The sequence below is a fragment of the Streptomyces sp. NPDC004658 genome (assembly GCF_040609555.1).
GTDB lineage: Bacteria > Actinomycetota > Actinomycetes > Streptomycetales > Streptomycetaceae > Streptomyces.
In genome coordinates, this window is the sequence record NZ_JBEXKG010000003.1 from 122,498 (window position 1) to 145,294 (window position 22,797).

22 protein-coding genes, 1 tRNA gene and 3 pseudogenes are annotated in these 22,797 nt (G+C 71.5%); 13 read left to right on the forward strand and 13 right to left on the reverse strand.

Annotated features, from left to right (window positions below):
* The first annotated feature begins 48 nt into the window (after positions 1-48).
* Positions 49-870, forward strand: a complete 822-nt coding sequence (locus ABZV94_RS02875) for a nucleotidyltransferase domain-containing protein (RefSeq protein ID WP_356336486.1) — start codon at positions 49-51, stop codon at positions 868-870.
* Here the strand turns inward: ABZV94_RS02875 and ABZV94_RS02880 are convergent.
* The 4 genes from ABZV94_RS02880 to ABZV94_RS02895 form a co-directional block, all read right to left on the reverse strand.
* A complete protein-coding gene (locus ABZV94_RS02880; protein ID WP_356336488.1) occupies positions 867-1,697 on the reverse strand; it encodes an MBL fold metallo-hydrolase in 831 nt (276 codons plus the stop codon). The two genes, ABZV94_RS02875 and ABZV94_RS02880, sit on opposite strands and share 4 nt — an antisense overlap.
* A complete protein-coding gene (locus tag ABZV94_RS02885) occupies positions 1,694-2,635 on the reverse strand; it encodes an NUDIX hydrolase (protein WP_356336490.1) in 942 nt (313 codons plus the stop codon). Before ABZV94_RS02885 ends, ABZV94_RS02880 begins: the two co-directional genes overlap by 4 nt.
* A gap of 70 nt (positions 2,636-2,705) precedes the next feature.
* Positions 2,706-3,170 carry a RidA family protein gene (locus ABZV94_RS02890; RefSeq protein ID WP_356336493.1) on the reverse strand — a complete coding sequence of 155 codons (465 nt, stop codon included), beginning with the start codon at positions 3,168-3,170 and terminating at the stop codon, positions 2,706-2,708.
* Positions 3,167-3,337 carry a hypothetical protein gene (locus ABZV94_RS02895; protein WP_356336495.1) on the reverse strand — a complete coding sequence of 57 codons (171 nt, stop codon included), beginning with the start codon at positions 3,335-3,337 and terminating at the stop codon, positions 3,167-3,169. The genes ABZV94_RS02890 and ABZV94_RS02895 overlap by 4 nt, the downstream gene beginning before the upstream one ends.
* Positions 3,338-3,444: 107 nt before the next feature.
* Here ABZV94_RS02895 and ABZV94_RS02900 point away from each other — a divergent pair, with 107 nt between their 5' ends.
* Together ABZV94_RS02900 and ABZV94_RS02905 are read left to right on the forward strand one after the other, a co-directional pair.
* Positions 3,445-4,422 carry an ArsA-related P-loop ATPase gene (locus ABZV94_RS02900; RefSeq protein WP_356336497.1) on the forward strand — a complete coding sequence of 326 codons (978 nt, stop codon included), beginning with the start codon at positions 3,445-3,447 and terminating at the stop codon, positions 4,420-4,422.
* Complete coding sequence (locus ABZV94_RS02905) at positions 4,419-5,780, forward strand: ArsA family ATPase (RefSeq protein WP_356336499.1); 1,362 nt, start codon at positions 4,419-4,421, stop codon at positions 5,778-5,780. The genes ABZV94_RS02900 and ABZV94_RS02905 overlap by 4 nt, the downstream gene beginning before the upstream one ends.
* A 415-nt stretch (positions 5,781-6,195) precedes the next feature.
* On the opposite strand, the gene wblA is transcribed toward ABZV94_RS02905, so the two are convergent.
* Positions 6,196-6,534 carry a transcriptional regulator WblA gene (wblA, locus tag ABZV94_RS02910; RefSeq protein WP_018547931.1) on the reverse strand — a complete coding sequence of 113 codons (339 nt, stop codon included), beginning with the start codon at positions 6,532-6,534 and terminating at the stop codon, positions 6,196-6,198.
* Between the two features lie 504 nt (positions 6,535-7,038).
* Between wblA and ABZV94_RS02915 the strand changes: the two genes are divergently transcribed.
* On the forward strand, positions 7,039-9,372 hold the full coding sequence (locus ABZV94_RS02915) for a transglycosylase domain-containing protein (RefSeq protein WP_356336501.1): 2,334 nt from the start codon (positions 7,039-7,041) through the stop codon (positions 9,370-9,372).
* 87 nt (positions 9,373-9,459) lie between these two features.
* Here the strand turns inward: ABZV94_RS02915 and ABZV94_RS02920 are convergent, their stop codons facing one another.
* On the reverse strand, positions 9,460-9,927 hold the full coding sequence (locus tag ABZV94_RS02920; RefSeq protein ID WP_356336503.1) for a GatB/YqeY domain-containing protein: 468 nt from the start codon (positions 9,925-9,927) through the stop codon (positions 9,460-9,462).
* A 94-nt stretch (positions 9,928-10,021) separates the two neighbouring features.
* Between ABZV94_RS02920 and ABZV94_RS02925 the strand changes: the two genes are divergently transcribed.
* The 3 genes from ABZV94_RS02925 to ABZV94_RS02935 all read left to right on the forward strand — a co-directional run bounded on the left by ABZV94_RS02925 (position 10,022) and on the right by ABZV94_RS02935 (position 12,086).
* Positions 10,022-10,948, forward strand: coding sequence for a metallophosphoesterase (locus ABZV94_RS02925; RefSeq protein WP_356336505.1), 927 nt, complete (start codon positions 10,022-10,024; stop codon positions 10,946-10,948).
* Between the two features lie 239 nt (positions 10,949-11,187).
* Entirely contained in the window at positions 11,188-11,946 is a 759-nt protein-coding gene (locus ABZV94_RS02930; RefSeq protein ID WP_356336507.1) for a Pr6Pr family membrane protein, read from the forward strand.
* A gap of 66 nt (positions 11,947-12,012) precedes the next feature.
* A tRNA-Pro gene (locus ABZV94_RS02935) sits at positions 12,013-12,086 on the forward strand.
* A gap of 95 nt (positions 12,087-12,181) precedes the next feature.
* Here ABZV94_RS02935 and ABZV94_RS02940 read toward each other — a convergent pair.
* The 5 genes and pseudogenes from ABZV94_RS02940 to ABZV94_RS02960 form a co-directional block, all read right to left on the reverse strand.
* A pseudogene (locus ABZV94_RS02940) lies at positions 12,182-12,382 on the reverse strand (site-specific integrase); the annotation flags it as partial.
* A 146-nt stretch (positions 12,383-12,528) separates the two neighbouring features.
* Entirely contained in the window at positions 12,529-12,969 is a 441-nt protein-coding gene (locus ABZV94_RS02945) for a hypothetical protein (protein WP_356336509.1), read from the reverse strand.
* 126 nt (positions 12,970-13,095) lie between these two features.
* A complete protein-coding gene (locus ABZV94_RS02950; protein WP_356336511.1) occupies positions 13,096-13,554 on the reverse strand; it encodes a hypothetical protein in 459 nt (152 codons plus the stop codon).
* A gap of 29 nt (positions 13,555-13,583) precedes the next feature.
* The gene (locus tag ABZV94_RS02955) at positions 13,584-13,862 is read right to left on the reverse strand and encodes a hypothetical protein (RefSeq protein ID WP_356336559.1); all 279 of its coding nucleotides are present in this window, start codon (positions 13,860-13,862) and stop codon (positions 13,584-13,586) included.
* 22 nt (positions 13,863-13,884) lie between these two features.
* Positions 13,885-14,190, reverse strand: a pseudogene (locus ABZV94_RS02960) (hypothetical protein); the annotation flags it as partial.
* Between the two features lie 319 nt (positions 14,191-14,509).
* On the opposite strand from ABZV94_RS02960, the gene ABZV94_RS02965 reads away from it, so the two are divergent.
* The 4 genes and pseudogenes from ABZV94_RS02965 to ABZV94_RS02980 form a co-directional block, all read left to right on the forward strand.
* Complete coding sequence (locus tag ABZV94_RS02965; RefSeq protein WP_030648194.1) at positions 14,510-14,713, forward strand: cold-shock protein; 204 nt, start codon at positions 14,510-14,512, stop codon at positions 14,711-14,713.
* Positions 14,714-14,892: 179 nt separating this feature from the next.
* Positions 14,893-16,380 carry a DEAD/DEAH box helicase gene (locus tag ABZV94_RS02970; RefSeq protein WP_356336513.1) on the forward strand — a complete coding sequence of 496 codons (1,488 nt, stop codon included), beginning with the start codon at positions 14,893-14,895 and terminating at the stop codon, positions 16,378-16,380.
* A gap of 129 nt (positions 16,381-16,509) precedes the next feature.
* Complete coding sequence (locus ABZV94_RS02975) at positions 16,510-16,815, forward strand: CBS domain-containing protein (protein ID WP_356336555.1); 306 nt, start codon at positions 16,510-16,512, stop codon at positions 16,813-16,815.
* A 61-nt stretch (positions 16,816-16,876) separates the two neighbouring features.
* Positions 16,877-17,173, forward strand: a pseudogene (locus ABZV94_RS02980) (SCO5918 family protein); the annotation flags it as partial.
* Positions 17,174-17,324: 151 nt separating this feature from the next.
* Here the strand turns inward: ABZV94_RS02980 and ABZV94_RS02985 are convergent.
* The gene (locus ABZV94_RS02985; RefSeq protein WP_356336515.1) at positions 17,325-17,696 is read right to left on the reverse strand and encodes a hypothetical protein; all 372 of its coding nucleotides are present in this window, start codon (positions 17,694-17,696) and stop codon (positions 17,325-17,327) included.
* 505 nt (positions 17,697-18,201) lie between these two features.
* Between ABZV94_RS02985 and ABZV94_RS02990 the strand changes: the two genes are divergently transcribed.
* On the forward strand, positions 18,202-18,558 hold the full coding sequence (locus ABZV94_RS02990) for a MerR family transcriptional regulator (RefSeq protein ID WP_356336517.1): 357 nt from the start codon (positions 18,202-18,204) through the stop codon (positions 18,556-18,558).
* 746 nt (positions 18,559-19,304) lie between these two features.
* Here ABZV94_RS02990 and ABZV94_RS02995 read toward each other — a convergent pair.
* A complete protein-coding gene (locus ABZV94_RS02995; protein ID WP_356336519.1) occupies positions 19,305-19,538 on the reverse strand; it encodes a hypothetical protein in 234 nt (77 codons plus the stop codon).
* Positions 19,539-19,602: 64 nt separating this feature from the next.
* Between ABZV94_RS02995 and ABZV94_RS03000 the strand changes: the two genes are divergently transcribed.
* Entirely contained in the window at positions 19,603-22,788 is a 3,186-nt protein-coding gene (locus ABZV94_RS03000; protein ID WP_356336521.1) for a BTAD domain-containing putative transcriptional regulator, read from the forward strand.
* Positions 22,789-22,797 lie beyond the last annotated feature (9 nt).

The following is a 22,797-nucleotide window of genomic DNA, read 5'->3' on the forward strand; positions in this document are numbered from 1 at the left end:
CAGTGAAACTCGGCTGACCAGGGCGTGAGCGGACGGCACAGTGGGTCCGTGACCGTCCTTCCCACCCCCAGGGGCGTCGACGCCCGGGGCCACTTCGTCCGCGAGGGCTCCCTCGCGCGCGTGGGGCCCGCCTTCCGCCCGGTCGTGGCCGCCGTCCGCGACCGGCTGCCGGCCGTCTTCGGCGCCCGCCTGCACAGCGCCTACCTCTACGGGTCGATCCCGCGCGGCACCGCGCGCGTGGGGCGCAGCGACCTGGACCTCCTGCTCGCCCTGCGCGAGGAGCCGACCGACGCCGACCGGGACGCCGTACGCGCCCTCGGGGAGGCGGTCGACCGGGAGTTCCCGCAGATCGACGGCGTCGGCACGCTGCTCTACGGCCGCGAGCGGCTGCTGAGCGACCTGGAGCGGTACGACATGGGCTGGTTCGTCGCCTGCCTGTGCACCCCGCTGCTGGGCGACGACCTCGCCGCGCACCTGCCCCGCTACCGCCCCGGTTCCCTGCTGGCCCGCGAGACCAACGGCGACCTCGCCCGGTGGCTGCCGCGCTGGCGGGAGCGGATCGCGGGGGCGGAGGACACCGAGGAGGCCCGCCGGCCGCTCGTCCGCTTCATGTCCCGGCACCTCGTCCGCACCGGCTTCACGCTCGTCATGCCCCGCTGGCAGGGCTGGACCAGCGATCTGCGCGAGATGGCCGAGGTGTTCGGCGCGTACTACCCGCAGCGGGCCGCACAGCTGCGCGCGGCGGCCGAGTACGGCTACGAGCCGGTCGGCGACCCGGACGTCCTGCGCTCGTACGTCGACGACCTGGGCCCCTGGCTCGCGGCGGAGTACGCGCGCGTGCACGGCGTGAAGGCCCCGCGGCCGGACTAGATCAGCCCGTGCTCGCTGAGGTAGTCCAGCTGGGCCCGGACCGACAGTTCCGCCGCCGGCCACAGCGAGCGGTCGACGTCGGCGTACACGTGGGCGACGACCTGGGCCGGGGTCCGGTAGCCGTTCTCCACCGCGGTCTCCACCTGGGCCAGCCGGTGGGCGCGGTGGGCGAGGTAGAACTCGACGGCGCCCTGGGCGTCGTCGAGGACCGGCCCGTGACCCGGCAGGACGGTGTGCACGCCGTCGTCCACCGTCAGGGACCTCAGCCGCCGCAGGGAGTCCAGGTAGTCACCGAGCCGGCCGTCGGGGTGCGCCACGACCGTCGTACCGCGCCCGAGGACGGTGTCGCCGGTGAGCACCGCCCGGTCGGCCGGGAGATGGAAGGACAGCGAGTCCGCGGTGTGCCCGGGGGTCGGTACGACCCTCAGCTCCAGGCCTCCGACGGTGACGACGTCTCCGGCGGCCAGGCCCTCGTCGCCGAGCCGCAGGGCCGGATCGAGGGCACGCACGCGCGTGGCGGTCAGTTCGGCGAAGCGGGCTGCGCCCTCGGCGTGGTCGGGATGGCCGTGGGTGAGCAGGGTCAGGGCTATGCGCTTGCCGGCCTTCTCGGCCGTGTCCACGACGTTGCGCAGATGACCGTCGTCCAGCGGCCCGGGGTCGATCACCACGGCCAGGTCGGAGTCGGGTTCGGCGACGATCCAGGTGTTGGTGCCGTCCAGGGTCATCACGGAGGCGTTCGGGGCCAGCACGTTGACGGCCCGTTCGGTGGCCGGGCCCGAGACCACTTGGCCCCGGGGCTGGCCCGGCAGGGCTGCTGCGTCGGTCATGCGGGGCCTCCACCGGTCGTGTCAGCGGTCGTCTCAGCCGACGCCGGTGCGGTCGGCTCAGCGGTCGTCTCAGGGGGCGTCGCGGCGGTCGGGACGTGCTTGGTGAACTCGTCGTGCCCGGGCCAGGAGAGGACGATCTCTCCGTCCTGGAGGCGGGCCCTGGCGAGCACCGGGGTCATGTCGCGCGCGGGGGCGGCGGCCAGTGCCTCGGCGGCGGTGCGGTACGGGAGCAGCTGGCGGAGGGTGGCGACGGTGGGCGGCATCATCAGCAGCTCGCCCTTGTCGTAGCCGGCGGCGGCCTCCTCGGGGCGGATCCACACCGTGCGGTCGGCCTCCGTGGAGGCGTTGCGGGTGCGCTGCCCTTCGGGGAGGGCGGCCACGAAGAACCAGGTGTCGTAGCGGCGGGCCTCGAACTCGGGGGTGATCCACCGGGTCCAGGCGCCCAGCAGGTCCGAGCGCAGCACCAGGCCGCGCCGGTCGAGGAACTCGGCGAAGGACAGCTCGCGCGCGACCAGGGCGGCCCGGTCGGCCTCCCAGTCGTCGCCGGTGGTGTCGCCGACGACCGAGTCCGGGTCGGGCCCGGCCAGCAGCACGCCGGCCTCCTCGTACGTCTCCCGCACGGCCGCGCAGACGATCGCCTGGGCGCCCGCCGCGTCGACGCCGAGCCGTTCGGCCCACCACGCGCGCGTGGGGCCCGCCCAGCGGATCTGGCGGTCGTCGTCCCGTGGGTCGACACCGCCCCCGGGATAGGCGTACGCGCCTCCGGCGAAGGCCATGGAGGCGCGTCTGCGCAGCATGTGGACGACCGGCCCGTCCGGGGTGTCCTTCAGGAGCAGCACCGTGGCCGCGCGCCTCGGGGTCACCGGGGTGAGCCTGCCGTCCGCGAGCGCGCGGATGCGGTCGGGCCACTCCGGGGGGTACCACTGACCGTTCGCCATGGCCGGAGGCTATCCCGTGTAGGGCGAATGTTCGAGAGGGACCCGAGGTCAGCGGGCCTGCCGGGGCGGGCTACCGGTCCAGCTCGACCTGGATCTCCACCTCGACCGGCGCGTCCAGCGGCAGCACCGCGACGCCGACCGCGCTGCGGGCGTGCACGCCCTTGTCGCCGAGCACCTCGCCGAGCAGTTCGCTGGCGCCGTTGACGACACCGGGCTGCCCGGTGAAGTCGGCCGCCGAGGCGACGAAGCCGACGACCTTCACCACGCGCGCGATGCGGTCCAGGTCGCCGGTGACGGACTTCACGGCGGCGAGCGCGTTCAGCGCGCAGGTGCGGGCCAGCTCCTTGGCCTCCTCCGCCGTGACCTCGGCGCCCACCTTGCCGGTGACCGGCAGCTTGCCCTCCACCATCGGCAGCTGGCCGGCGGTGTAGACGTACACCCCCGACTGCACGGCCGGCTGGTAGGCGGCCAGCGGCGGTACGACCTCCGGCAGGGTCAGCCCCAGTTCGGCCAGCTTGGCCTCGACCGCGCTCACGCCTCCGTCTCCGGCTTCTCCCGCTTCAGGTAGGCCACGAGCGACTCCGGGTTCGGGCCGGGCACGACCTGGACGAGTTCGTAGCCCTGGTCGCCCCAGCTGTCCAGGATCTGCTTGGTGGCGTGGATCAGCAGCGGCACGGTCTGGTATTCCCACTTCTTGGTCATGAGGGCGACTGTAGCCGCTGCGACCGGAGGGTCCGGCGGCCCACCACGGCCCCCGTTGTCCACAGCCTCCCGCGTGAGTGTCGCCCGGACTGGTTAGTCTCGAAGATGTGAGCAGGCTCCAGGTCGTCAGCGGCAAGGGCGGGACCGGAAAGACGACGGTCGCCGCCGCACTCGCGCTGGCCCTCGCGACCGAGGGGAAGCGGACGCTTCTCGTGGAGGTCGAGGGCCGGCAGGGCATCGCGCAGCTCTTCGAGACGGAGGCACTTCCGTACGAGGAGCGGAAGATCGCGGTCGCTCCGGGCGGCGGCGAGGTGTATGCCCTCGCCATCGATCCGGAACTGGCCCTTCTGGACTATCTCCAGATGTTCTACAAGCTCGGCGGCGCGGGCCGGGCGCTGAAGAAGCTCGGCGCGATCGACTTCGCCACCACGATCGCGCCCGGCCTCAGGGACGTCCTGCTGACCGGCAAGGCGTGCGAGGCGGTGCGCCGCAAGGACAGGTCGGGGAGGTTCGCGTACGACTACGTCGTCATGGACGCCCCGCCGACCGGCCGCATCACCCGCTTCCTGAACGTCAACGACGAGGTGGCGGGCCTCGCGAAGATCGGCCCGATACACAATCAGGCGCAGGCCGTCATGCGGGTGCTGAAGTCGCCGGAGACGGCGGTGCACCTGGTGACGCTGCTGGAGGAGATGCCGGTCCAGGAGACCGCCGACGGCATCGCGGAACTCCGCGCGGCACGGCTGCCGGTGGGCCGGGTCATCGTGAACATGGTCCGCCCGGAGGTGTTGGACGCGGCCGACCTGGAACTCGCACGGACGGTGGAGCGTTCATCGGTCGCACAGGCGCTCTCGGCGGCCGGTCTGGGCGGGGCCCGGCGCGGCGGGAACGCCGAGAAGCTGGTGGACCCGCTGCTGGAGCAGGCCGCGGAGTACGCCGAGCGGTACGCGCTGGAGCAGGAGCAGCGCGCGGTCCTCGGCGAGCTGGGCCTGCCGCTGCACGAACTGCCGCTGCTCGCCGAGGGCATGGACCTCGCGGGCCTGTACGAACTCGCCACCGAGCTGCGGAAGCAGGGGTTGTCATGAGTCCGGACCCGGCCGAGGCGCAGGACGCCGCCCCCCACCAGGACGCGGCACGCTCGCGGCTCTCCCCCGCCCGCGTGCTGGACATCGATCCGCTGCTGGACGACCCGAAGACCCGGATCGTGGTGTGCTGCGGCGCCGGCGGGGTCGGCAAGACGACGACCGCGGCGGCCCTCGGGCTCCGGGCGGCCGAGCGGGGCCGCAAGGTGGTCGTCCTGACCATCGACCCGGCCAAGCGGCTGGCCCAGTCGATGGGCATCGACTCCCTCGACAACGTGCCGCGCAGGGTGAAGGGCACGGAGGGCGACGGCGAGCTGCACGCCATGATGCTCGACATGAAGCGCACCTTCGACGAGGTCGTGGAGGCGCACGCGGATCGGGAGCGGGCCGCCGCGATCCTGGCGAACCCCTTCTACCAGTCGCTCTCGGCGGGCTTCGCGGGCACGCAGGAGTACATGGCGATGGAGAAGCTGGGCCAGCTGCGGGCGAGGGACGAGTGGGACCTGATCGTGGTCGACACCCCGCCCTCCCGCTCGGCGCTGGACTTCCTGGACGCCCCCAAGCGGCTCGGCTCCTTCCTGGACGGCCGGCTCATCCGGCTGCTGACCGCCCCCGCCAAGCTGGGCGGCCGCGCGGGCATGGCCTTCCTCAACGTCGGCATGTCGATGATGACCGGCACGCTGGGCAAGCTGCTCGGCGGTCAGCTGCTGAAGGACGTACAGACGTTCGTGGCCGCGATGGACACCACCTTCGGAGGCTTCCGTACGCGCGCGGACGCCACCTACAAGCTGCTCCAGGCGCCCGGCACGGCGTTCCTGGTGGTGGCGGCACCGGAGCGGGACGCCCTGCGCGAGGCGGCGTACTTCGTGGAGCGGCTGGCCGCGGAGGACATGCCGCTGATGGGCCTGGTGCTCAACCGGGTCCATGGCAGCGGCGCCGGCCGGCTGTCGGCCGAGCGGGCGCTCGCCGCCGCGGAAAATCTTGAGGACCCCCGCATTGTCGATCAGGGGGACGGGAAAGCTGGACTTCGTAACTCTCCCGACACATACGGCAGTTCACGAACTCCCGCGGCCGAGGCGGCGGCACAGCCCGCGGCCGAGACCGCAGCCACCGCTTCCGAGGAAGGCTCCCCCGCCGACACGGAGCGCTCCGTCGACCGGCTCACCGCGGGACTGCTGAGGCTGCACGCCGACCGCATGCAGCTGCTCTCGCGCGAGCAGCGCACGCGTGACCGTTTCACCGCCCGTCACCCCGAGGTGGCGGTGGTCGAGGTACCCGCGCTGCCCGGCGACGTCCACGACCTCACGGGCCTGCGCGACATCGGTGACCGTCTCGCGGCCGGGCGGCCGGAACACACATAGGCCGAGACCGCGCGGCCCTGAGGACAGGTGGGCCGGACCACAGGCGCGCGACGGGCCACAGGTGCCCTGTGAATCACAGGCGCGCGGCAAGCCGCAGGTGCCCGGTGGACCACAGGCGCGCGGCGGGCCGCAGGGCGCGGCTGGCCACGGCAACGGCGTTCGCGCGCCGTCACACGCGCCGGGCTCCGCACACACGCACGGAAGGTGCAGGCGGGCGGCTGCCGAAGCGGCCTCGCCGGACCATGCGCCCGGTGGACCAGGAGCCCGTGGACCAGGGGCCCGTGGGTCATGTGTTCCGCGGCTCATGTGTTCCGCGGCTCATGTGTTCCGCGGCTCATGTGCCCGCCGGTCATGCACCCCTTGCCGGACCATGCCCCAGGGATGTGCCCCAGGAGTGTGCCCGAGGGGGATGCCCTCAGCTCACCGCCGCGTAGTTCTCGTACACCTCGTCGTTGTCGAGAGGCACGATGCCCGCGCCCCGCTCGTACTCCGAGCGGGCGGTTTCCAGCAGTCTCCGCCAGGAGGTCACGGTGGGCCGCCGGCGCAGCAGCGCGCGGCGCTCACGCTCCGTCATGCCTCCCCACACGCCGAACTCGACGCGGTTGTCCAGCGCGTCCGCCAGGCACTCCGTGCGTACCGGGCATCCGGTGCACACCGCCTTGGCCCTGTTCTGCGCTGCTCCCTGAACGAACAGTTCATCCGGATCGGTAGTGCGGCAGGCAGCCTGCGCACTCCAGTCGGTTACCCAGCCCATACCGGCGCCGTCCTCTCCCGAATCGAGGCTCCCCCACGGCGGCAGCGGCATATTCACCGCCGCCAGTTGAGGACGTTACGGAAGGTGGGGACAGCGCAACACCCCCTGCGGGCCCAATCTTGAATGGCCCGAACGGACTATGGGTAAGCGGCAGATCACCCGCGGGAGTGACCTGGCGACATGCGTGACATCCCCGGCAAACCGGGGCAGTCGTGCTACGTCACATCGGGCGCCGGATGACACAGGAGGCGGAATCGGGCTCGCAGCCCCAGGGAACGGGCTCGCCCCTGGGCATTCCGGGCTACGTCCGGAACGATTCGGGTTCGCCGGACGTATAGCCACCTGACGGCTGGCTACCTGACCGCTCAGCTGTGACAGTTGAGAGCAGCTTAGGCCAAGGCCTGTGCGCGTGTCCGGCGAATGGGAACGCAGACCCCCCGCTTTGCCGTGCCGTGCCGCGGTCGCTCCTTAGGAACGCTCATCAGTACGGATTAGGCTGCCCCCATGCCAAAGAAGCGCCCGGGCGGCGGTCTGTCGCCCATGCAGCAGGCCGCCAAGTTCCTCGGTGTCAGTGTGCTCGCCGGAGCCGTGATGGCGGGCATCGCACTGCCCGCTGCCGGCGCGCTGGGCCTCGCGGCCAAGGGCTCGGTCAAGGGATTCGACGAGATTCCGGCCAATCTGAAGAGCCCCCAGCTGAGCCAGCGCACCACGATCCTGGACGCCCAGGGCAAGCAGATCGCGACCGTCTACTCCCGCGACCGCACGGTGGTCGACCTCAAGGACATCTCGCCGTACATGCAGAAGGCGATCGTCGCGATCGAGGACTCGCGCTTCTACAAGCACGGCGCCGTCGACCTCAAGGGCGTGCTGCGCGCCCTGAACAAGAACGCGCAGGAGGGCGGGGTCGCCCAGGGCGCCTCCACGCTCACCCAGCAACTGGTGAAGAACTACTTCATCGAGGAGGCCGGCGACGACCCGACGAAGGTCGCCGAGGCCACCCAGCAGACTCTGGGCCGCAAGATCCGCGAGCTGAAGTACGCCATCCAGATCGAGGACAAGCTCGGCAAGAAGAAGATCCTGGAGAACTACCTCAACATCACCTTCTTCGGCGAGCAGGCCTACGGCGTCGAGGCCGCCTCCCAGCGCTACTTCTCCAAGCACGCCAAGGACCTGAACCTCCAGGAGTCGGCCCTGCTGGCCGGCATCGTGCAGTCCCCGAGCCGCTACGACCCGGTGAACGACGAGGCGGAGGCCACCAAGCGGCGCAACACCGTCCTGCAGCGCATGGCGGAGCTCGGCGACATCTCCCAGAAGGAGGCCGACCAGGCCAAGGAGAAGCCGCTCGGCCTGCACACCAGCCGCCCCAAGAACGGCTGCATCACCGCGGCGAAGGGCGCCGGCTTCTTCTGCGACTACGTCCGCCAGGTCGTCCTCACCGACCCGGTCTTCGGCAAGACCAAGGAGGACCGGGCCAGGCTCTGGAACCGCGGCGGCCTGACCATCCGTACGACGCTCGACCCGCAGGCCCAGCGGTCCGCGCAGGCGTCCATCAAGGACCACGTCTACAAGAGCGACCCCGTGGCGACCGCCGCGACCATCGTCGAGCCCGGCACCGGCAAGATCCTCGCCATGGGCCAGTCCCGCCCGTACGGCGTCAACATCAAGGACGACGAGACGACGATCAACCTGTCCGTCAACGGGGACATGGGCGGCGGCGCCGGCTACCAGCCCGGTTCCACGTTCAAGCCGATCGTCGCCGCGGCGGCCATCGAGGGGGGCAAGCCCCCGACGCAGGAGTACTCGTCGCCGTACGAGATGACGTATCCGAGCCCGGTCGCCGCGTGCGACGGCAAGACCTGGCACGACGATCCGAACAAGCCCACCAAGCTGACCAACGAGAACGAGTCCGAGCACGGCCCGTACGCCATGAAGGAGGCGACGGCCAAGTCGGTCAACACCTACTACGTGCAGCTGATCAGCGACATCGGCATCTGCCCGGTCATCGACATGGCCAAGAAGATGGGCGTGCAGCGCGCGGACGGCCGCAAGATCCAGCAGGCCCCCTCCATCGCCCTCGGCACCCAGGAGATGACCCCGCTGACCATGGCGAACGCGTACGCCACCTTCGCGTCGCGCGGGATGTACTGCACCCCGATCGCCATCGAGTCGGTCACCAAGAAGGTCGGCAGCGAGCAGAAGTCCCTGCCGGTGCCGAAGTCGACGTGCTCGCGGGCGATGTCGGAGAAGACCGCCGACACGGTCAGCACCCTCCTCAAGGGCGTGGTCGAGGACGGCACCGGTCAGGAGGCCGGTCTCGGCAGCCGGCCGAGCGCGGGCAAGACGGGTACGACGGACGAGCGCTTCGCGGCCTGGTTCGTCGGCTACACCCCGAACATGGCGGGCGCGGTCTGGGTCGGCGACCCGCAGCACAAGCGGAAGATGACCAACATCACCATCGGCGGCGTCCCGCACGACAAGGTCTACGGCGGTGAGGTCCCGGGCCCGATCTGGCGCGACATGATGAGCGGCGCGCTGGAGGACAAGCCGGTGGAGGACTTCCATCTGATCGACATCCCCGACGACAACCACGAGGGTGATGATCAGGGAAAAGGCGACGGGGGGACGGAGGACGGCAACAACGGGGACACGACGGGACGGCTGATCGGGGGACTGATCGGCGGACCGACGGACGGGGGAACGACCGACGGCACCACGGGTGACGCGACCGGCGGCACCCTCGGCGGCACGTTCCCGACGCCGACGATCTCCCTCCCCGGGAACTTCATCCAGGGCCAGGTGAACGGCGGGCACAACGGCAACGGGGGCGGGCGAAGGTAGCCGCCGTCGCCGCTCTGCCGTACGAGGTACGACAGCGGGGCCGCACCCGTCGCACGGGTGCGGCCCCGCTGTCGTGGCCCCGGTTCCTCAGCCCTGGAGCAGCTTCTTCACCGCGGCGGCGACCCGGCCGCCCTCGGCCTGGCCGGCCACCTTCGGGTTCACGATCTTCATCACGGCGCCCATGGCCCGCGGCCCCTCGGCACCGGCCGCCTTCGCCTCCTCCACGGCCTGGGCGACGATCGCGTTCAGCTCCTCGTCGGACAGCTGCTTGGGCAGGTACCCGGCGAGCACCTCGCCCTCCGCCTTCTCCCGCTCGGCCTGCTCGGCACGGCCGCCCTGCGCGAAGGCCTCGGCGGCCTCACGGCGCTTCTTGGCCTCACGGGTGATCACCTTCAGCACCTCGTCGTCGGAGAGCTCACGCTTCTCCTTCCCCGCGACCTCCTCCTTGGTGATCGCGGCGAGGGTCAGCCGGAGGGTCGAGGAACGGAGCTCGTCACGCTCCTTGATCGCGGCGTTGAGGTCGTCGTGCAGCTTCGACTTGAGCGTGGTGGTCATGCCCACGATTGTCGCAGGTGTACCGCCCGGTATGCCCGTCGATTTACCCGGCGGCCGGTCTCTCCCAGGCCAACGCGTCTGACACGATGGGCACATGCGCGCGCGATACGGAATCCCCCTGGGAATCGTGGCGGCCGGCGCCGCCGGCCTGGTCTATGCGGCGGGCTTCGAGGCCCGTTCCTTCCGCCTCCGACGGGTCACCGTCCCTGTCCTGCCCCCGGGCATGCGCCCGCTGCGCGTGCTCCAGGTCTCCGACATCCACATGGTCAGCGGGCAGCGCAAGAAGCAGCGCTGGCTCCAGTCGCTGGCCGGGCTGCGCCCCGACTTCGTGATCAACACGGGCGACAACCTGTCGGACCCCGAGGGCGTCCCCGAGGTCCTGGACGCCCTGGGCCCGCTGATGGAGTTCCCGGGCGCCTACGTCTTCGGCTCCAACGACTACTACGGCCCCCGGCTCCGCAACCCCGCCCGCTACCTGCTGGAGAAGACGAGCGGCCGGCACGGCCTGAACGGCAACCCCCCGGTGGTCGGCGCGATCCACAACCCGTGGCAGGACCTGCGGGACGGCTTCGACGAGGCGGGCTGGCTGAACCTGACGAACACGCGGGGCGTCCTGAAGGTCGAGGGCGTCTCGATCGAGCTGACGGGCCTGGACGACCCCCACATCAAACGGGACCGCTACGCCCAGGTGGCCGGCGGCCCCTCCGGGTCGTACGACTTCTCGCTCGGCGTGGTCCACGCGCCGTACCTGCGGGTCCTGGACGCGTTCACGGCGGACGGCTACCCCATGATCCTGGCCGGCCACACCCACGGCGGCCAGCTGTGCATCCCCTTCTACGGCGCCCTGGTCACCAACTGCGACCTCGACACGGACCGCGTGAAGGGCCTCTCCACGCACACGGCGGAGGGCCACACCTCCTACCTCCACGTCTCCGCGGGCTGCGGCACCAGCCGCTACACCCCGGTCCGCTTCGCCTGCCCACCGGAGGCGACGCTGCTGACGTTGGTGGGGAGGGAGTAGGGGGAGCAAGGACCCGGGGCGGGGGCACGGAACGGCAGGAGGTGCCCCATCCCCACCCGGGCCTGGGCTTCCGTCACAGGAACCCGTCCCCTACGCGGACTGTCCCCCACGCGGACTGTCCCCCACCGGATCGTCCCCCCGCGCGGACTCTCCCCCACCCGGGCCGTCCCCATCCGGACCGTCCCCCATACGGACGAGTCCACATGGCCGCCCCCCTCCCCCGCTCCTAGCGTGAGGGCATGACCGCCCCGATACCCAGGGAGATCCCGGACCTGCCCGCGGTCCCGGCCCCGCCCCTGCTGCTGCCCGCTCCGGTCCCGGCCACGGCGGTGGTGGCCCCCGTCCGCCGCCCCCGGGCCGCGATGTTCCGCCTGGCGACCGCCGTGGCGGCGGCCGGCGGTGTCGCGCTGGAACTCCTGCTGGGCACCCCGGCCGACATCCTGAGCTACTTCAGCGTCCAGGCCGGCATCCTGCTGACCGTGGTCATGCTCCTGTCCGCGTCGAGGGCCTGGCGGGCCCGTCGCCCGCTGCCGTCGGCCGTGACAGGGGCCACACTTCTCTACGTCCTGACCTCGGCGCTGGTCTACCACCTGCTCCTGGCCCACACGACGCCCCCGTTCTCCATGACGGGAGCGACGGCCCCACCGGAGCGCTGGCACGCCCAGTGGGCAGCCCTCCAGGTCCTCCACCTCCTGGTCCCGGTGGCGGCCCTGCTGGACTGGCTCCTCCTGACCCCCGCGGCCCGCCTGCACCTCCGCCAGACCGCGACCTGGCTCCTCTACCCCCTGGCCTACCTGGTCTTCTCCCTCACCAGACCCGCCTTCCTGCCACCGGCCGGCCCGTCCCGCTACCTCTATCCCTTCCTGGACGTGGCGACCCACGGCTACCGCAGCACCCTGGCCAACGCCCTCCTCATCGGCCTCGCCATCTACGCCCTGGCCGTCCTCCTGGTGGCCCTCGACCACGCCCGCCCGACCCCGGTCCGCCACCCCGCCTAAACCGGATTTCGTCTACAGCCACCGGTGGGCTAAAGTAAACGTCGTCGCCGCGACAAGCAGCGACACCGGGGTGTAGCGCAGCTTGGCAGCGCGCTTCGTTCGGGACGAAGAGGTCGTGGGTTCAAATCCCGCCACCCCGACGCCGTAGTACCAGGTCAGGCTCACCTAGGAACGTTCCTAGGTGAGCCTGACCTGTTTTGCGTGTCCATCTGCGTGACTAACGCTTCCCGCGTGCCTACGACCGCCGCTCCTGCATGCCGAAGATGCCGTCCATGGCCACGGCGCCGGTCTGGATCACAGGCCGGATCTGCTTCCGCAGCTCCCTCGGCGTCCACTCGTCCGGGTTGATCCCGTCGATGCTCTTGAGCGCCCGGCGGAAGGCACGGCGGACCGCGAGGGTGCGCCGGGACTTCCGGGTCTTGGCGTCCCCGCCCTGCGCGGGAGAACAGTTCACCAAGCTGAACTCTCAGCTTGTGTGCTCCCACACCGCATGGAAGTCCAGGTTCCACGGCGCACCCCCGTCGTCCCAGACGGCCGCGACGTACTTCATTCACAGTTCTATGCGGCGGTGCTCCCGCTGCGTCAGCGGGCCGTCGTGAAGCTCACGACCGGGCCGTCCTTCGTCTCGCTCGCGACGACCTGGAATGAGCGGTCCGGGAAGGCGTCGTGCAGGCACCTGCGCCAGGAGCGGGCGATCTCCTCGGCCAGGGCATGGGCCGCGGCCTCGGAGTCGGGATCCTCCGGGATGTCGATGTAGAGCGCCAGGCGGAACCGGTTCAGCGTGCTCTCGATCGAGGTGGTGTCCCCCTGCAGCCGCTCGTGCCAGGTGCGGAAGTTGCCAGGCTCGTAGACGCGGTCCCACAGGACGCATCCCTCCACTTCCACGAAGCGGGGCATGAAGGCGCGGGAGAATGCAGCCCACTCACCCAGTCCTGCCTGCTGCGACAGGTAGTCGAGGTAATCGGCGTCGTTGCCGGCTGCCTGCGTCCACTCCCGCACATCCCTGACTCTCAGGGGGTCCATCATCCGTCCTTCGCACTCACCGAGGGAGCTCGTCAGGGCGAGCAGGCCTGGGGCGTGAGCCCCGGTGCCGCTTCTCGACCCGGCCGGCCATGGGCCTTTTAGCGGGCGGCGATCCCGGTCACCCCCTCAGCTCGCGTCCCCCCACACGGCGTGCAGGTCCTCGCAGCGCACGGTGATCGACGCGTCCGTGAGCGCGATCTCGTGCACGCAGCCGCCGTCCTCGTCGGGGAGGATCTCGTCGAGGAGCACGGTGTCGACCAGCATCCAGTCGATGGCATGCGCATAGTCAATGGAGAAGTGCGTCACGCCCGAGTAGCTGATGCGCAGGCCGCAGTCGTGCTTGAACGCGTTGGGCGCGAAGTCCAGGTCCAGCCGTCCGCTCTTGTCGGTCGCCGGACGGATAGCGGCCAGTTCGAGGTCCTTGACGCACCGGTCGGCGCGGGGAATGTCGTAGTGCCCCGGGTCGGAGGCGAAGGCCCAGGCGCCCGGCGGGAGTAGGCCTCGCAGGCGAGGAAGCTCGGCCACGTAGGCGGACGGGTCCAGGAAGAATCCCGAGCCGTCCCAGTGGGTCTCGACGAATTTCAAGCCGCGGTCCTCTCCGCCTCACGGCACCGTCACGGTGACGCGGCCGGATCCGGGAGTTCCGTCGGGGCGGTGTCCCCGTACCACGAGAACTCTAGAGCCGAGAGTCTGCCGTCGCTCACCCAGACCAGCAGTTCGCCGAACAGTCCGCCGGAGTCGTCTGTGACGGTACCGGTGGCCGGGATGATGCCGTTCTCCAGATCGGCGCTCGGGGACTCGCTCCCCCAGGGACGGGTGACACGGGTCTGCGCCAGCTGGTTCCTCAGCTCCTGCGCGTTTCGGTGCGCTCGACCGGGAGCCGTCCTGCGCAACCCGGTACCTGGTGATGCGCCGGTCCTGGGGAGCGCAGGAGTAGCGCCAGCGGCAGCCGTCCGGCGTGGCGACCTCCGTCAGGCGGTCCTCGGCGTTCCATGCGTACGTCCAGGTCCCTCGCTTCCCGTTCAGGAGCCTTCGGGTCTTGGCGACGAGCCGGCCCTGGCTGTCGTGGTCGTACGTCGTGCTGCCCGAGCGGCGGAGAACCGTGCGGTGCCTTCGGGAGTCGTGCGCATACGCGACTCGTCTCCCCCTCCCACGATGCTCAAGGGGCATGTGACCTTTGTCGCCGCATGGGCGTCCCGGGCGCGTTCGCCGTTGTGCCATCCGCTGACGACGGTGGCAGCGGGACGTATGCCGTCGAGCGAGGTCACAGGGCTGTGGACGGAAGTGCACGGCAGGAAGGCCGCGCCCGAGGAGAGCAATATCTGTGCCCGTGAAATGAGAAATTGGTGCAGGGGACGGCGAGTATTCCTCGATCGACCGGCGGATCGGAATTATCGACCGTGCAAGGCCGATCGCACCGTGCTACTGTCGTTGTCAGTTGCAGGTGTGGTTGCCAGAAGGTTTTTCCGACGGCTGATCATCGGCGACACGGAACGCGCACAGGGCGTGTTTCTGCCACCGCCTCCGAAGGAGAAACAACATGGCTACTGGCACTGTGAAGTGGTTCAACGCGGAAAAGGGCTTCGGCTTCATCGAGCAGGACGGCGGCGGCCCCGACGTCTTCGCCCACTACTCGAACATCGCCACCCAGGGCTTCCGCGAGCTGCTGGAAGGCCAGAAGGTGTCGTTCGACATCGCGCAGGGCCAGAAGGGCCCGACGGCCGAGAACATCGTTCCCGCCTGACGCACCGGCACGGACGCATACTTCGCAGCTGGGGCCCGCACCTTGGGGTGCGGGCCCCGGCTCGCGTCATTCTCAGGGTGTTTTCACCCTGTCATTTTTCGGCCCGTTCTCGCGATTCTCTGCGCCGCTCATTCTGCTGCGGAAATTCCTTGGTCGTGCCGCATCGAGGAAGGTTCCGCATGAACCGAACACGTACCACTCGCGCACGCACCGATCGCGCATACGACCGCTTCGGAGGAAACTCCGCCGCGGGCCGCTCCGGCGGCTACGGAAACCGACAGCGGGTGCGGGGCGAGTTCGCTCTGCCGAAGACGGTCACGCCCGCGTTGCCCGCTGTCGAGTCGTTCGCCGATCTGGGCATGCCGGCGCCGTTGCTGGCCACGCTCGGCCACGAAGGCGTGACCGAGCCGTTCCCCATCCAGGCGGCGACCCTGCCGAACGCCCTGGCCGGCCGTGACGTACTCGGTCGCGGCCGCACCGGGTCGGGCAAGACCCTCGCCTTCGGCCTCGCGGTCCTCGCCCGTACGGCGGGCCGGCGCGCCGAGCCGCGCCGGCCCCTGGCCCTGATCCTCGTCCCCACCCGTGAGCTGGCCCAGCAGGTCACCGACGCGCTCGCTCCCTACGCCCGCTCCGTGAGCCTGCGGCTCGCCACCGTCGTCGGCGGACTGTCCCTCGGCAGGCAGGCCCAGGCGCTGCGCGCCGGCGCGGAGGTGGTCGTAGCGACGCCCGGTCGGCTCAAGGACCTCATCGACCGGGGCGACTGCCGGCTCGACGACGTCGGCACCACCGTCCTCGACGAGGCCGACCAGATGACCGACATGGGCTTCATGCCCCAGGTCACCGCCTTGCTCGACCAGGTGCGTCCCCAGGGCCAGCGGCTGCTGTTCTCGGCCACCCTGGACCGCAACGTCGACCTGCTGGTCCGCCGCTACCTGGCCGACCCGGTGGTGCACTCCGTCGACCCGTCGGCCGGTGCCGTCAGCACGATGGAGCACCACGTCCTCCACGTGCACGACGCGGACAAGCACCGCACGACCACCGAGATCGCGGCCCGGGACGGCCGGGTCATCATGTTCCTGGACACCAAGCACGCCGTGGACCGGCTGACCGAGCACCTGCTGAACAGCGGTGTGCGCGCCGCGGCCCTGCACGGTGGCCGGTCCCAGCCGCAGCGCACCCGGACCCTGGCGCAGTTCAAGGACGGTCACGTCACCGTCCTTGTGGCCACCAACGTCGCGGCCCGCGGCATCCACGTCGACAGCCTCGACCTGGTCGTCAACGTGGATCCGCCCACCGACCACAAGGACTATCTGCACCGTGGCGGACGCACGGCCCGCGCCGGGGAGTCCGGCAGCGTCGTCACGCTCGTGACGCCCGGACAGCGCCGCGGCGTGACCCGGCTGATGGCTTCGGCCGGCATCACCCCGCACGTCACCTCCGTCCGCTCCGGCGAGGCGGAGCTGAGCCGCATCACGGGCGCCCAGGCGCCCTCCGGTGTGCCGGTGGTCATCAGCGTGCCCGTCGCGGAACGCCCCCGCCGCGGGTCTTCGCCGTCCCGCAGCCGCCGGGGTCGCACCGGGCAGGGCCGCACCGGGCAGGGCCGGCCCGTCGGCGAGGGGGCGCGCCGACGGACACAGCGGCTGCCCGGGAAAGACTCGGCCGCTTAGGCCGGCGCAGTCCCCGGCGCCCCCGGCCTCCCGAAAGCCTGCGTGGTCTCCCGGGGCCGCGCGGGCCGCCAAGCCGACCATCCCCCACCGAAGGAGATACCCGTGACGCCAGCGCGGACGCAGCACCGTATGCCGGACCCCGCTCCCGTGACCGCGGTCCAGGACGCCGAAGGGCACGGCCCTCGGGTATGTGACGACATGACCGTCGAGGTGGCTCTGGCCGTCATGGCGGGCGCCCGGGTCGAGTACCTGACCGTGTGCGACGGGGACGACGAGAGCACGGGCCTGGTCACCCGCGGCCGGCTCGCCGTTGTCCGAAACAGTTCCGCTTACACGGACCGGATCCGTCTGCGGGACGTTCTCGACGGACCACTGCCCTCGTCCGGCGTCGGCGAGTGTGGCCGGGTCCTGGGCGTACTCGCCCTCTCGCGCTGATCCGTCGCGCCCCGGGCGGCCCGTTCTCCTTCTCCCCGCGACTTCTCACCTGTGAGGCATCATGCGCTGTGTCATCGCCCGGTACCCGTTCGACCTGACCAGGGCCGGGGTGCTGGCCTCCATGAACGGCGTCAGGCCCGAGCTCGTCACGGGTGCGTCCGTGACCATCGGCCGCCGCCGCTACCCGGTCAAGCAGGTGGGCCAGGTCATCACACGGCAGGACCGCCGTGACTTCACCGCCGGTGAAGTCGTGCGGGCCATGACGCGTCTCGGCTTCACCTGCCACGACCGCCTCCAGGGCACACCCGTGGCCGTGGGTGGACCCACTGTCCTCCGAACCGCGTCCGCACTGCCCGGCGGGCACCGGCCCCCTGGCCGTGTGAGAACGGGCGTAGGACCGCCCTCAGGATCCCGGTGGGGGCCCGGCCGACGCGCGTCGGCCGGGCCCCTGCCGTTGTGTGGCCGCCCGCGCGGAAACCACGGCCGGGCGACGGGGCGGAGACAGCGTCTCACCCGTCGAAGTGGATGAGATCACCTACGGTCCATGCGCTGACGTCCTTGATCGCGACTCGGTACATACCGCCCGTCTCCGGGATCCCGAGGCTGCCCTGCACAATCCGGGCGAGATGAAAGTGCAGATGCGTGGGCGGCTCGCCGTGACCGGGCCGGTCTCGCGGAACGCGGGCGAAGACGTCCGAGAACGGGCCGAGATGGTCCGAGTCCTTCAGGACCTCCGCCACCCGCTCCCTCCACACGGCCTCGGGAGCCAGCCGGCCGGTGATGACGGCACCACCGACGATCACGGTCAGCGACATCTGATTGCTCCGCTCGGACTCCACCGCGGCGGAGATGGCGACGAGCAGCTCATCAGGGTTCGACATGACAGCAGAGCTTATGCGGTCCGCCCGTGCCCGAACCGCCCGCGGGGCTGAGGAGGTTGCGCCCGGCAGGGGCGGGCTCACCCACCGGTGAGGACCGATCGCGGCATGGTTTCTGCTCCTCCAGAAGAGTGAAATCTGCTCTTGTCGGAGTAGATTTTCGTCGCCGACATGGGTACGCTTCTGCTCGTAGACACGGTCGAACGAGACCCGCCAGACACAAACTGGCGGGTGCCTGAGTACGAAGTACGCAGATCAGTCCGGCTGGAAGGAGCAAGCGCCATCAGGATCGCCCGGCCCGAGAAGCCCTGGGCCGGGTACCGCAAGGCCCCGGATTGGATGGTGGTCCTCGGTCACGCAGCTGCGATCCCCCGCTCCGCCCTGCCGGGCCGGTAGCGGACACAGAAGGTCGGCACAGCAGTAGGGCCGACAGATGGTGTTCAATTCCTTCGGGGCCCTGGTGCCGTACGGCACCAGGGCCCCTCGACGCGTTCCACAGCGAGGTGACATGACATCGGACAACCCTCTGAATGATCGACTGGACGACGACGACTACCCCGCGTACACGATGGGCCGGGCAGCCGAGATGCTCGGCACCACCCCGGCCTTCCTCCGAGCCATCGGTGAGGCTCGTCTGATCACTCCGCTCCGCTCGGAGGGAGGACATCGCCGGTACTCCCGCTACCAACTGCGGATCGCCGCACGCGCCCGCGAGCTCGTCGACAAGGGGACCCCGATCGAGGCCGCGTGCCGCATCGTCATCCTCGAGGACCAGCTTGAGGAAGCGCAGCGCATCAACGCCGAGTACCGTCGCGCGGCCGGCCAATCGGCGGGCGGTTCCGGCTCCGGCTCCGGCTCCGCCTGAACACGCGGGCGCGTGCCGTATCCGGAACGCCGACTCGGCCCGCCTGCGTGACTGGCGTGCGGGGCACCCTAGGCCACCAACGGCGAGCCGACAGTGACAGACGGGCCGCAGCGCGCGGCAGCGAAGGCTCGTGCGCCCTGGATGCGGTTCTCAGATCTTCCCCGCGACCAGTCGGGTCCGGTGGCCGAGCACCCGTCCGAAGGCTGCTGTGAAGCGCGGGTGGAGGGGCGGCCGGTCGACGAACTGGAAGCCCAGGTGGGCGAAGGCGAAGTAATCGCTGGTGCATTCCCAGTCGGCAAGCGGCGCCCGTGGCGTACCAGGTGTCGGTGGCCGCGCCGGACCAGTCGGAGTCGGAGGTGGTGCTTCGGCACCGGGGGCAGATCGCGGAAGGGGAATCGCCCCGGCCGGCGAAGAAGACCGTACGACCCGTGACGACCTGCAGCTCGTCGACGGGCTCCGCCTCCAGCTCCTTGATCCGGGACCGCCGGTCCCAGGGAGCCAGGTCGACGGCGTCCTGCCACGGCACCGGACGGATGAAGCCTTCCGCTTCCAGCCAGTTCCTGCCGCGCTCGCCCCACGCGACCGCCTCCTCCGCCGAGGCGTCCAGGTCCACGACGGTCTGCCGGTAGGTGCCCACAGCCTCCCCCTCGCACGGTGCAGTCGACCGACATTGTGGCGGATTCGGCGGGGCATACGCGCGCGCCGGTCGGTCGGCCGGGTCTGCCATCCCGGCGCCGTGCGCACGATCAGCGGGGCAAGGCACTCCACCACTCGGCGACTTGCGGATCCATTCGGTAGAGCATCTCGGCCTTGCCCAGGTTCGCGTCGTAGCCGCCCTGCCAGTTCTCGATGGGCCGGCGCTTGGCGCCGAACAGGCCGGCGGCGATGCGGCTCAAGCGTGCGTGCTCGTTGCGCTGCCGCTGCTCATCCGGCTTGGAGCGTTTGAGCACTTCGGTGAACGTGACGGTCTCGCCCGGCACCGCGGCGGTGGCCTCGAACAGTGCCCGGATCCCCGGAAGGGTGCCGGCTGGCTAGTCTGCACGCGTGACGACCGAGTTGACCCTGCTGTCCGAAGTCGCCTTTCGTGGGCGGGAGATCACCGCGCCCCGGCTGCGCGGGCTGGTGGCGTTGCTCGCCGGGGATCTGCGGGCCGGGTGCAGCACGGGGCGGCTGGTGGAGGGGCTGTGGCCGGACGGGCTGCCGGAGCGGCCCGGGAAGGCCGTGCAGGTGCTGGTGTCGCGGCTCCGGGCGCAGGTGGGTGGCGAACTGGTCGTCAGTACGCCGACGGGGTACCGGCTGGCGCTGGACGAGGCGCGGGTCGACAGTTCCGCGCTGCTGCTGCACGAGGCGGCGAGCGCCGAGCGGGCGCGGGCGGGGGACCACGCGGGTGCCCTGGCGCGGGCCGAGGCGGGCTTGGCCCTGTGGGACGGGAGCGTGGGCGCCGGAGCCGGAGAGGACCTGCACGACCCGGTGGTGGCGCTCCGCACCGACCGGCTGCGGGCGCACCGCTCGCTCGTCCGTTCCCGTGCCCTCGCGCTCGCCCGGCTGGGGCGGCGGGAGGAGGCCGCGGTGTCGTTGGCCGAGCTGGTCCGGGAGCTGCCGCGGGACGAGGAGGTGCTGGGGGAGCTGCTGCGCTGTGAGGCGGACGTCGTCGGCCGGGCCGCGGCTCTCACCCGGTACGACGCCTACCGGCGCGGGCTGCGGGACGAGCTGGGCGCCGATCCGGGACCCGGCCTCCGGTCCCTGTACCAGGAGTTGTTGAACGCGGACGCGCCCCGGGTCCGGCAGGGAGTGCCGCACGAGCCCAATCCGCTGCTGGGGCGGGACGCCGACATCGCCGCCGTGGCGGAGCTGCTGCGCGCCGCCCGGGTGGTCACCGTCGTGGGGCCCGGCGGGCTGGGCAAGACCCGGCTGGCCCACGCGGTGAGCCGGGCCGCGGAGCAGCCCGTGGTGCACTTCGTGCCTCTGGCCGGTGTCACCGCCGACGACGACGTGGCCGCCGAGGTCGCCTCGGCCGTCGGCGCGGGCGAGGGCCGGCAGTTCGCCGGGGGCGGTGACGCGGTGAGCGGCATCGTCGGCGCGCTGGGCACGGGACCCACGCTGCTGGTCCTGGACAACTGCGAGCAGGTGATCGCCGGTGCGGCCGGCCTCGTCCAGACGCTGGTGTCGCGGTCGAAGGAGCTGCGGGTCCTGGCCACCAGCCGGGCCCCGCTGGGGCTGACCTCGGAGTCCGTGTACGCCCTGCCGGAGCTGTCCCTCGCCACCTCGGTCGAGCTGTTCGAGCAGCGGGCGCGGGCGGCCCGGCCCGGTGTGGACCTGCCCGCCGACCGGATCGCCGAGATATGCCGCCACCTGGACGGGCTGCCGCTCGCCGTGGAACTGGCCGCGGCCCGGGTGCGGGTGCTGTCCGTCGCCGACATCGCGCGCCGCCTGCGGGACCGGTTCGCGCTGCTGCGCGGCGGCGCCCGTGACGCGCCCGAGCGGCACCGCACGCTTCACGCGGTGGTGGAGTGGAGCTGGAACCTTCTGGAACCCGACGGCCGGGCGGCGCTGCGCGCGCTGTCGGTGTTCCCGGGCGGCTTCGCCGAGGACGCGGCGGAGTACCTGCTCGGTGGGACGGGGGACGCGCTGTACCTGCTGGAGCAGCTGGCCGGGCAGTCCCTGATCAAGGTGGACGACAGCCCGTCCGGGACGCGCTTCCACATGCTGGAGACCCTGCGGGAGTTCAGTGCGGCCCGGCGGGCCGAGGCGGGCGAGGAGGAGGTGGTGACCGAGCGGTTCCTGCGCTGGGCGCGGGACTTCGGCCGCGCCCACCACGACGTGCTGTTCAGCGGAGACCCGGCGTCCTCGTGGAACCGCATACGGGCCGAGCAGGACAACCTCGTCCTCGCGCTGCGGTACGCGCTGGCCCGGTCCGACGGGCCCACCACCGCCGCCCTCACCGCCGTACTGGCCTCGCTGTGGGCCACCGACTCTCACTTCGTCCGGCTCGCCGCCGTCATCGCCGACACCGGCGGGCCGCTGTCCCGCTTCCGTCCCGGCCCGGAGGACGTCGAGCCGGCCCGCACCGCGGCGGCCGTGTGCACGGCCAGCCTCTTCATGGCCCACGGCCCGCACGCCGTACGGCAGTTGGTGACACTGCGCCGGCTGCCGCCCGCTCCCCCGGACACGCTGCTGCGGGCGCTGGCCGTCGTCCTGTGCGCCGTCCCGGACATCCGGCCGCCGGAGTATGCGCTGCTGCGGGAGCTGTGCGACGCGGAGGAACCCCTGCTGGCGGGCGTGGCGTCGTGCTTCGCCAGCTACGTGTGGGACGCGGCGCACGAGACGGAGCGCGCGCTGGAGTACGCCCGCCGGATGCTAGACGCGCTGGAGCCGCTCGCCAACCCCGCCATGCAGCTGCTGTGTCACGGGCGGATCAGCGAGCTGTGTCTGCAGTCCGAGCGGGGCGCGGAGGCGTACGGCCATCTGCGCGCCGCGCTCCGCGCGCTCGACCGGTTCGGCGACTGGTCGGACTCGGTCGGGGTCCGCTGGGGGCTGGTGCTGGCCTGTCTGCAACGCGGGGAGGTCGACGAGGCGGAGTACTGGCTGGGGCTCGCGGCCCTGGAGCAGCCGCCGGAGTCGCCGCAGCTCTACACGCCGGATCTCCCGGCCCGCGCGGAGATCGCGCTGGCCCGGGGACTGACGGAGGTCGGGCTCGGGCTGTGGCGCCGGGCGGTGGAGCGGATGCGTGAGGACAGCCTGCTGTATGCCGGGGATCCGTTCATGGACCCGTGGTCGCTCCAGATCCAGTCGGCGGCGCTGGCGGCGCACGCGCGGCACGGCCGGCTGGAGCCGGTGGCAGGGCTGGCCGAGCAACTGCGGGAGCGGCTTCTCGTGATGCTGTCCGGAGTGTCCGGCACCGCCGGCACCCCCGGCACCGCCGGCACCCCCGGCACCCCCGGCCCGTCGGCCGCCGCCGGGTCCCCGGTGGAACTGCCGGTCTACGGCACGGCGTTGCTGGCGCTCGGCCTGGCCGGGCTGGCCAGGGGCGATACGGCGGCCGTACGGCTGGTGGCGCTGGCGGAACGGATGCCGGTGGTGCGGGACTTCCCGACCCTGTCCTCGGCCCGGTCCCGGCAGGCGGCCGAGAACGCCGACAAGGCGGCGTACGACGACGCGAGGTCGAGGCACGCCGCCCTGGGGCGGGAGGAGCTGCGGGCGGCGGCGCTGCGGGAGCTGAGCGCCGGGTGAACTCCGGGA

What these genes read in the sequence shown, in the direction of transcription:
- ABZV94_RS02925 (WP_356336505.1), top strand. Translation starts at nt 10,022, where the DNA reads ATGCGCGCGCGATACGGAATCCCCCTGGGAATCGTGGCGGCCGGCGCC.
- ABZV94_RS02880 (WP_356336488.1), bottom strand. Translation starts at nt 1,697, where the DNA reads ATGACCGACGCAGCAGCCCTGCCGGGCCAGCCCCGGGGCCAAGTGGTC.
- ABZV94_RS02965 (WP_030648194.1), top strand. Translation starts at nt 14,510, where the DNA reads ATGGCTACTGGCACTGTGAAGTGGTTCAACGCGGAAAAGGGCTTCGGC.
- ABZV94_RS02990 (WP_356336517.1), top strand. Translation starts at nt 18,202, where the DNA reads ATGACATCGGACAACCCTCTGAATGATCGACTGGACGACGACGACTAC.
- ABZV94_RS02895 (WP_356336495.1), bottom strand. Translation starts at nt 3,337, where the DNA reads ATGACCAAGAAGTGGGAATACCAGACCGTGCCGCTGCTGATCCACGCC.
- ABZV94_RS02920 (WP_356336503.1), bottom strand. Translation starts at nt 9,927, where the DNA reads ATGACCACCACGCTCAAGTCGAAGCTGCACGACGACCTCAACGCCGCG.
- ABZV94_RS02885 (WP_356336490.1), bottom strand. Translation starts at nt 2,635, where the DNA reads ATGGCGAACGGTCAGTGGTACCCCCCGGAGTGGCCCGACCGCATCCGC.
- ABZV94_RS02905 (WP_356336499.1), top strand. Translation starts at nt 4,419, where the DNA reads ATGAGTCCGGACCCGGCCGAGGCGCAGGACGCCGCCCCCCACCAGGAC.
- wblA (WP_018547931.1), bottom strand. Translation starts at nt 6,534, where the DNA reads ATGGGCTGGGTAACCGACTGGAGTGCGCAGGCTGCCTGCCGCACTACC.
- ABZV94_RS02945 (WP_356336509.1), bottom strand. Translation starts at nt 12,969, where the DNA reads ATGGACCCCCTGAGAGTCAGGGATGTGCGGGAGTGGACGCAGGCAGCC.
- ABZV94_RS02915 (WP_356336501.1), top strand. Translation starts at nt 7,039, where the DNA reads ATGCCAAAGAAGCGCCCGGGCGGCGGTCTGTCGCCCATGCAGCAGGCC.
- ABZV94_RS02975 (WP_356336555.1), top strand. Translation starts at nt 16,510, where the DNA reads ATGCCGGACCCCGCTCCCGTGACCGCGGTCCAGGACGCCGAAGGGCAC.
- ABZV94_RS02985 (WP_356336515.1), bottom strand. Translation starts at nt 17,696, where the DNA reads ATGTCGAACCCTGATGAGCTGCTCGTCGCCATCTCCGCCGCGGTGGAG.
- ABZV94_RS02930 (WP_356336507.1), top strand. Translation starts at nt 11,188, where the DNA reads ATGACCGCCCCGATACCCAGGGAGATCCCGGACCTGCCCGCGGTCCCG.
- ABZV94_RS02970 (WP_356336513.1), top strand. Translation starts at nt 14,893, where the DNA reads ATGAACCGAACACGTACCACTCGCGCACGCACCGATCGCGCATACGAC.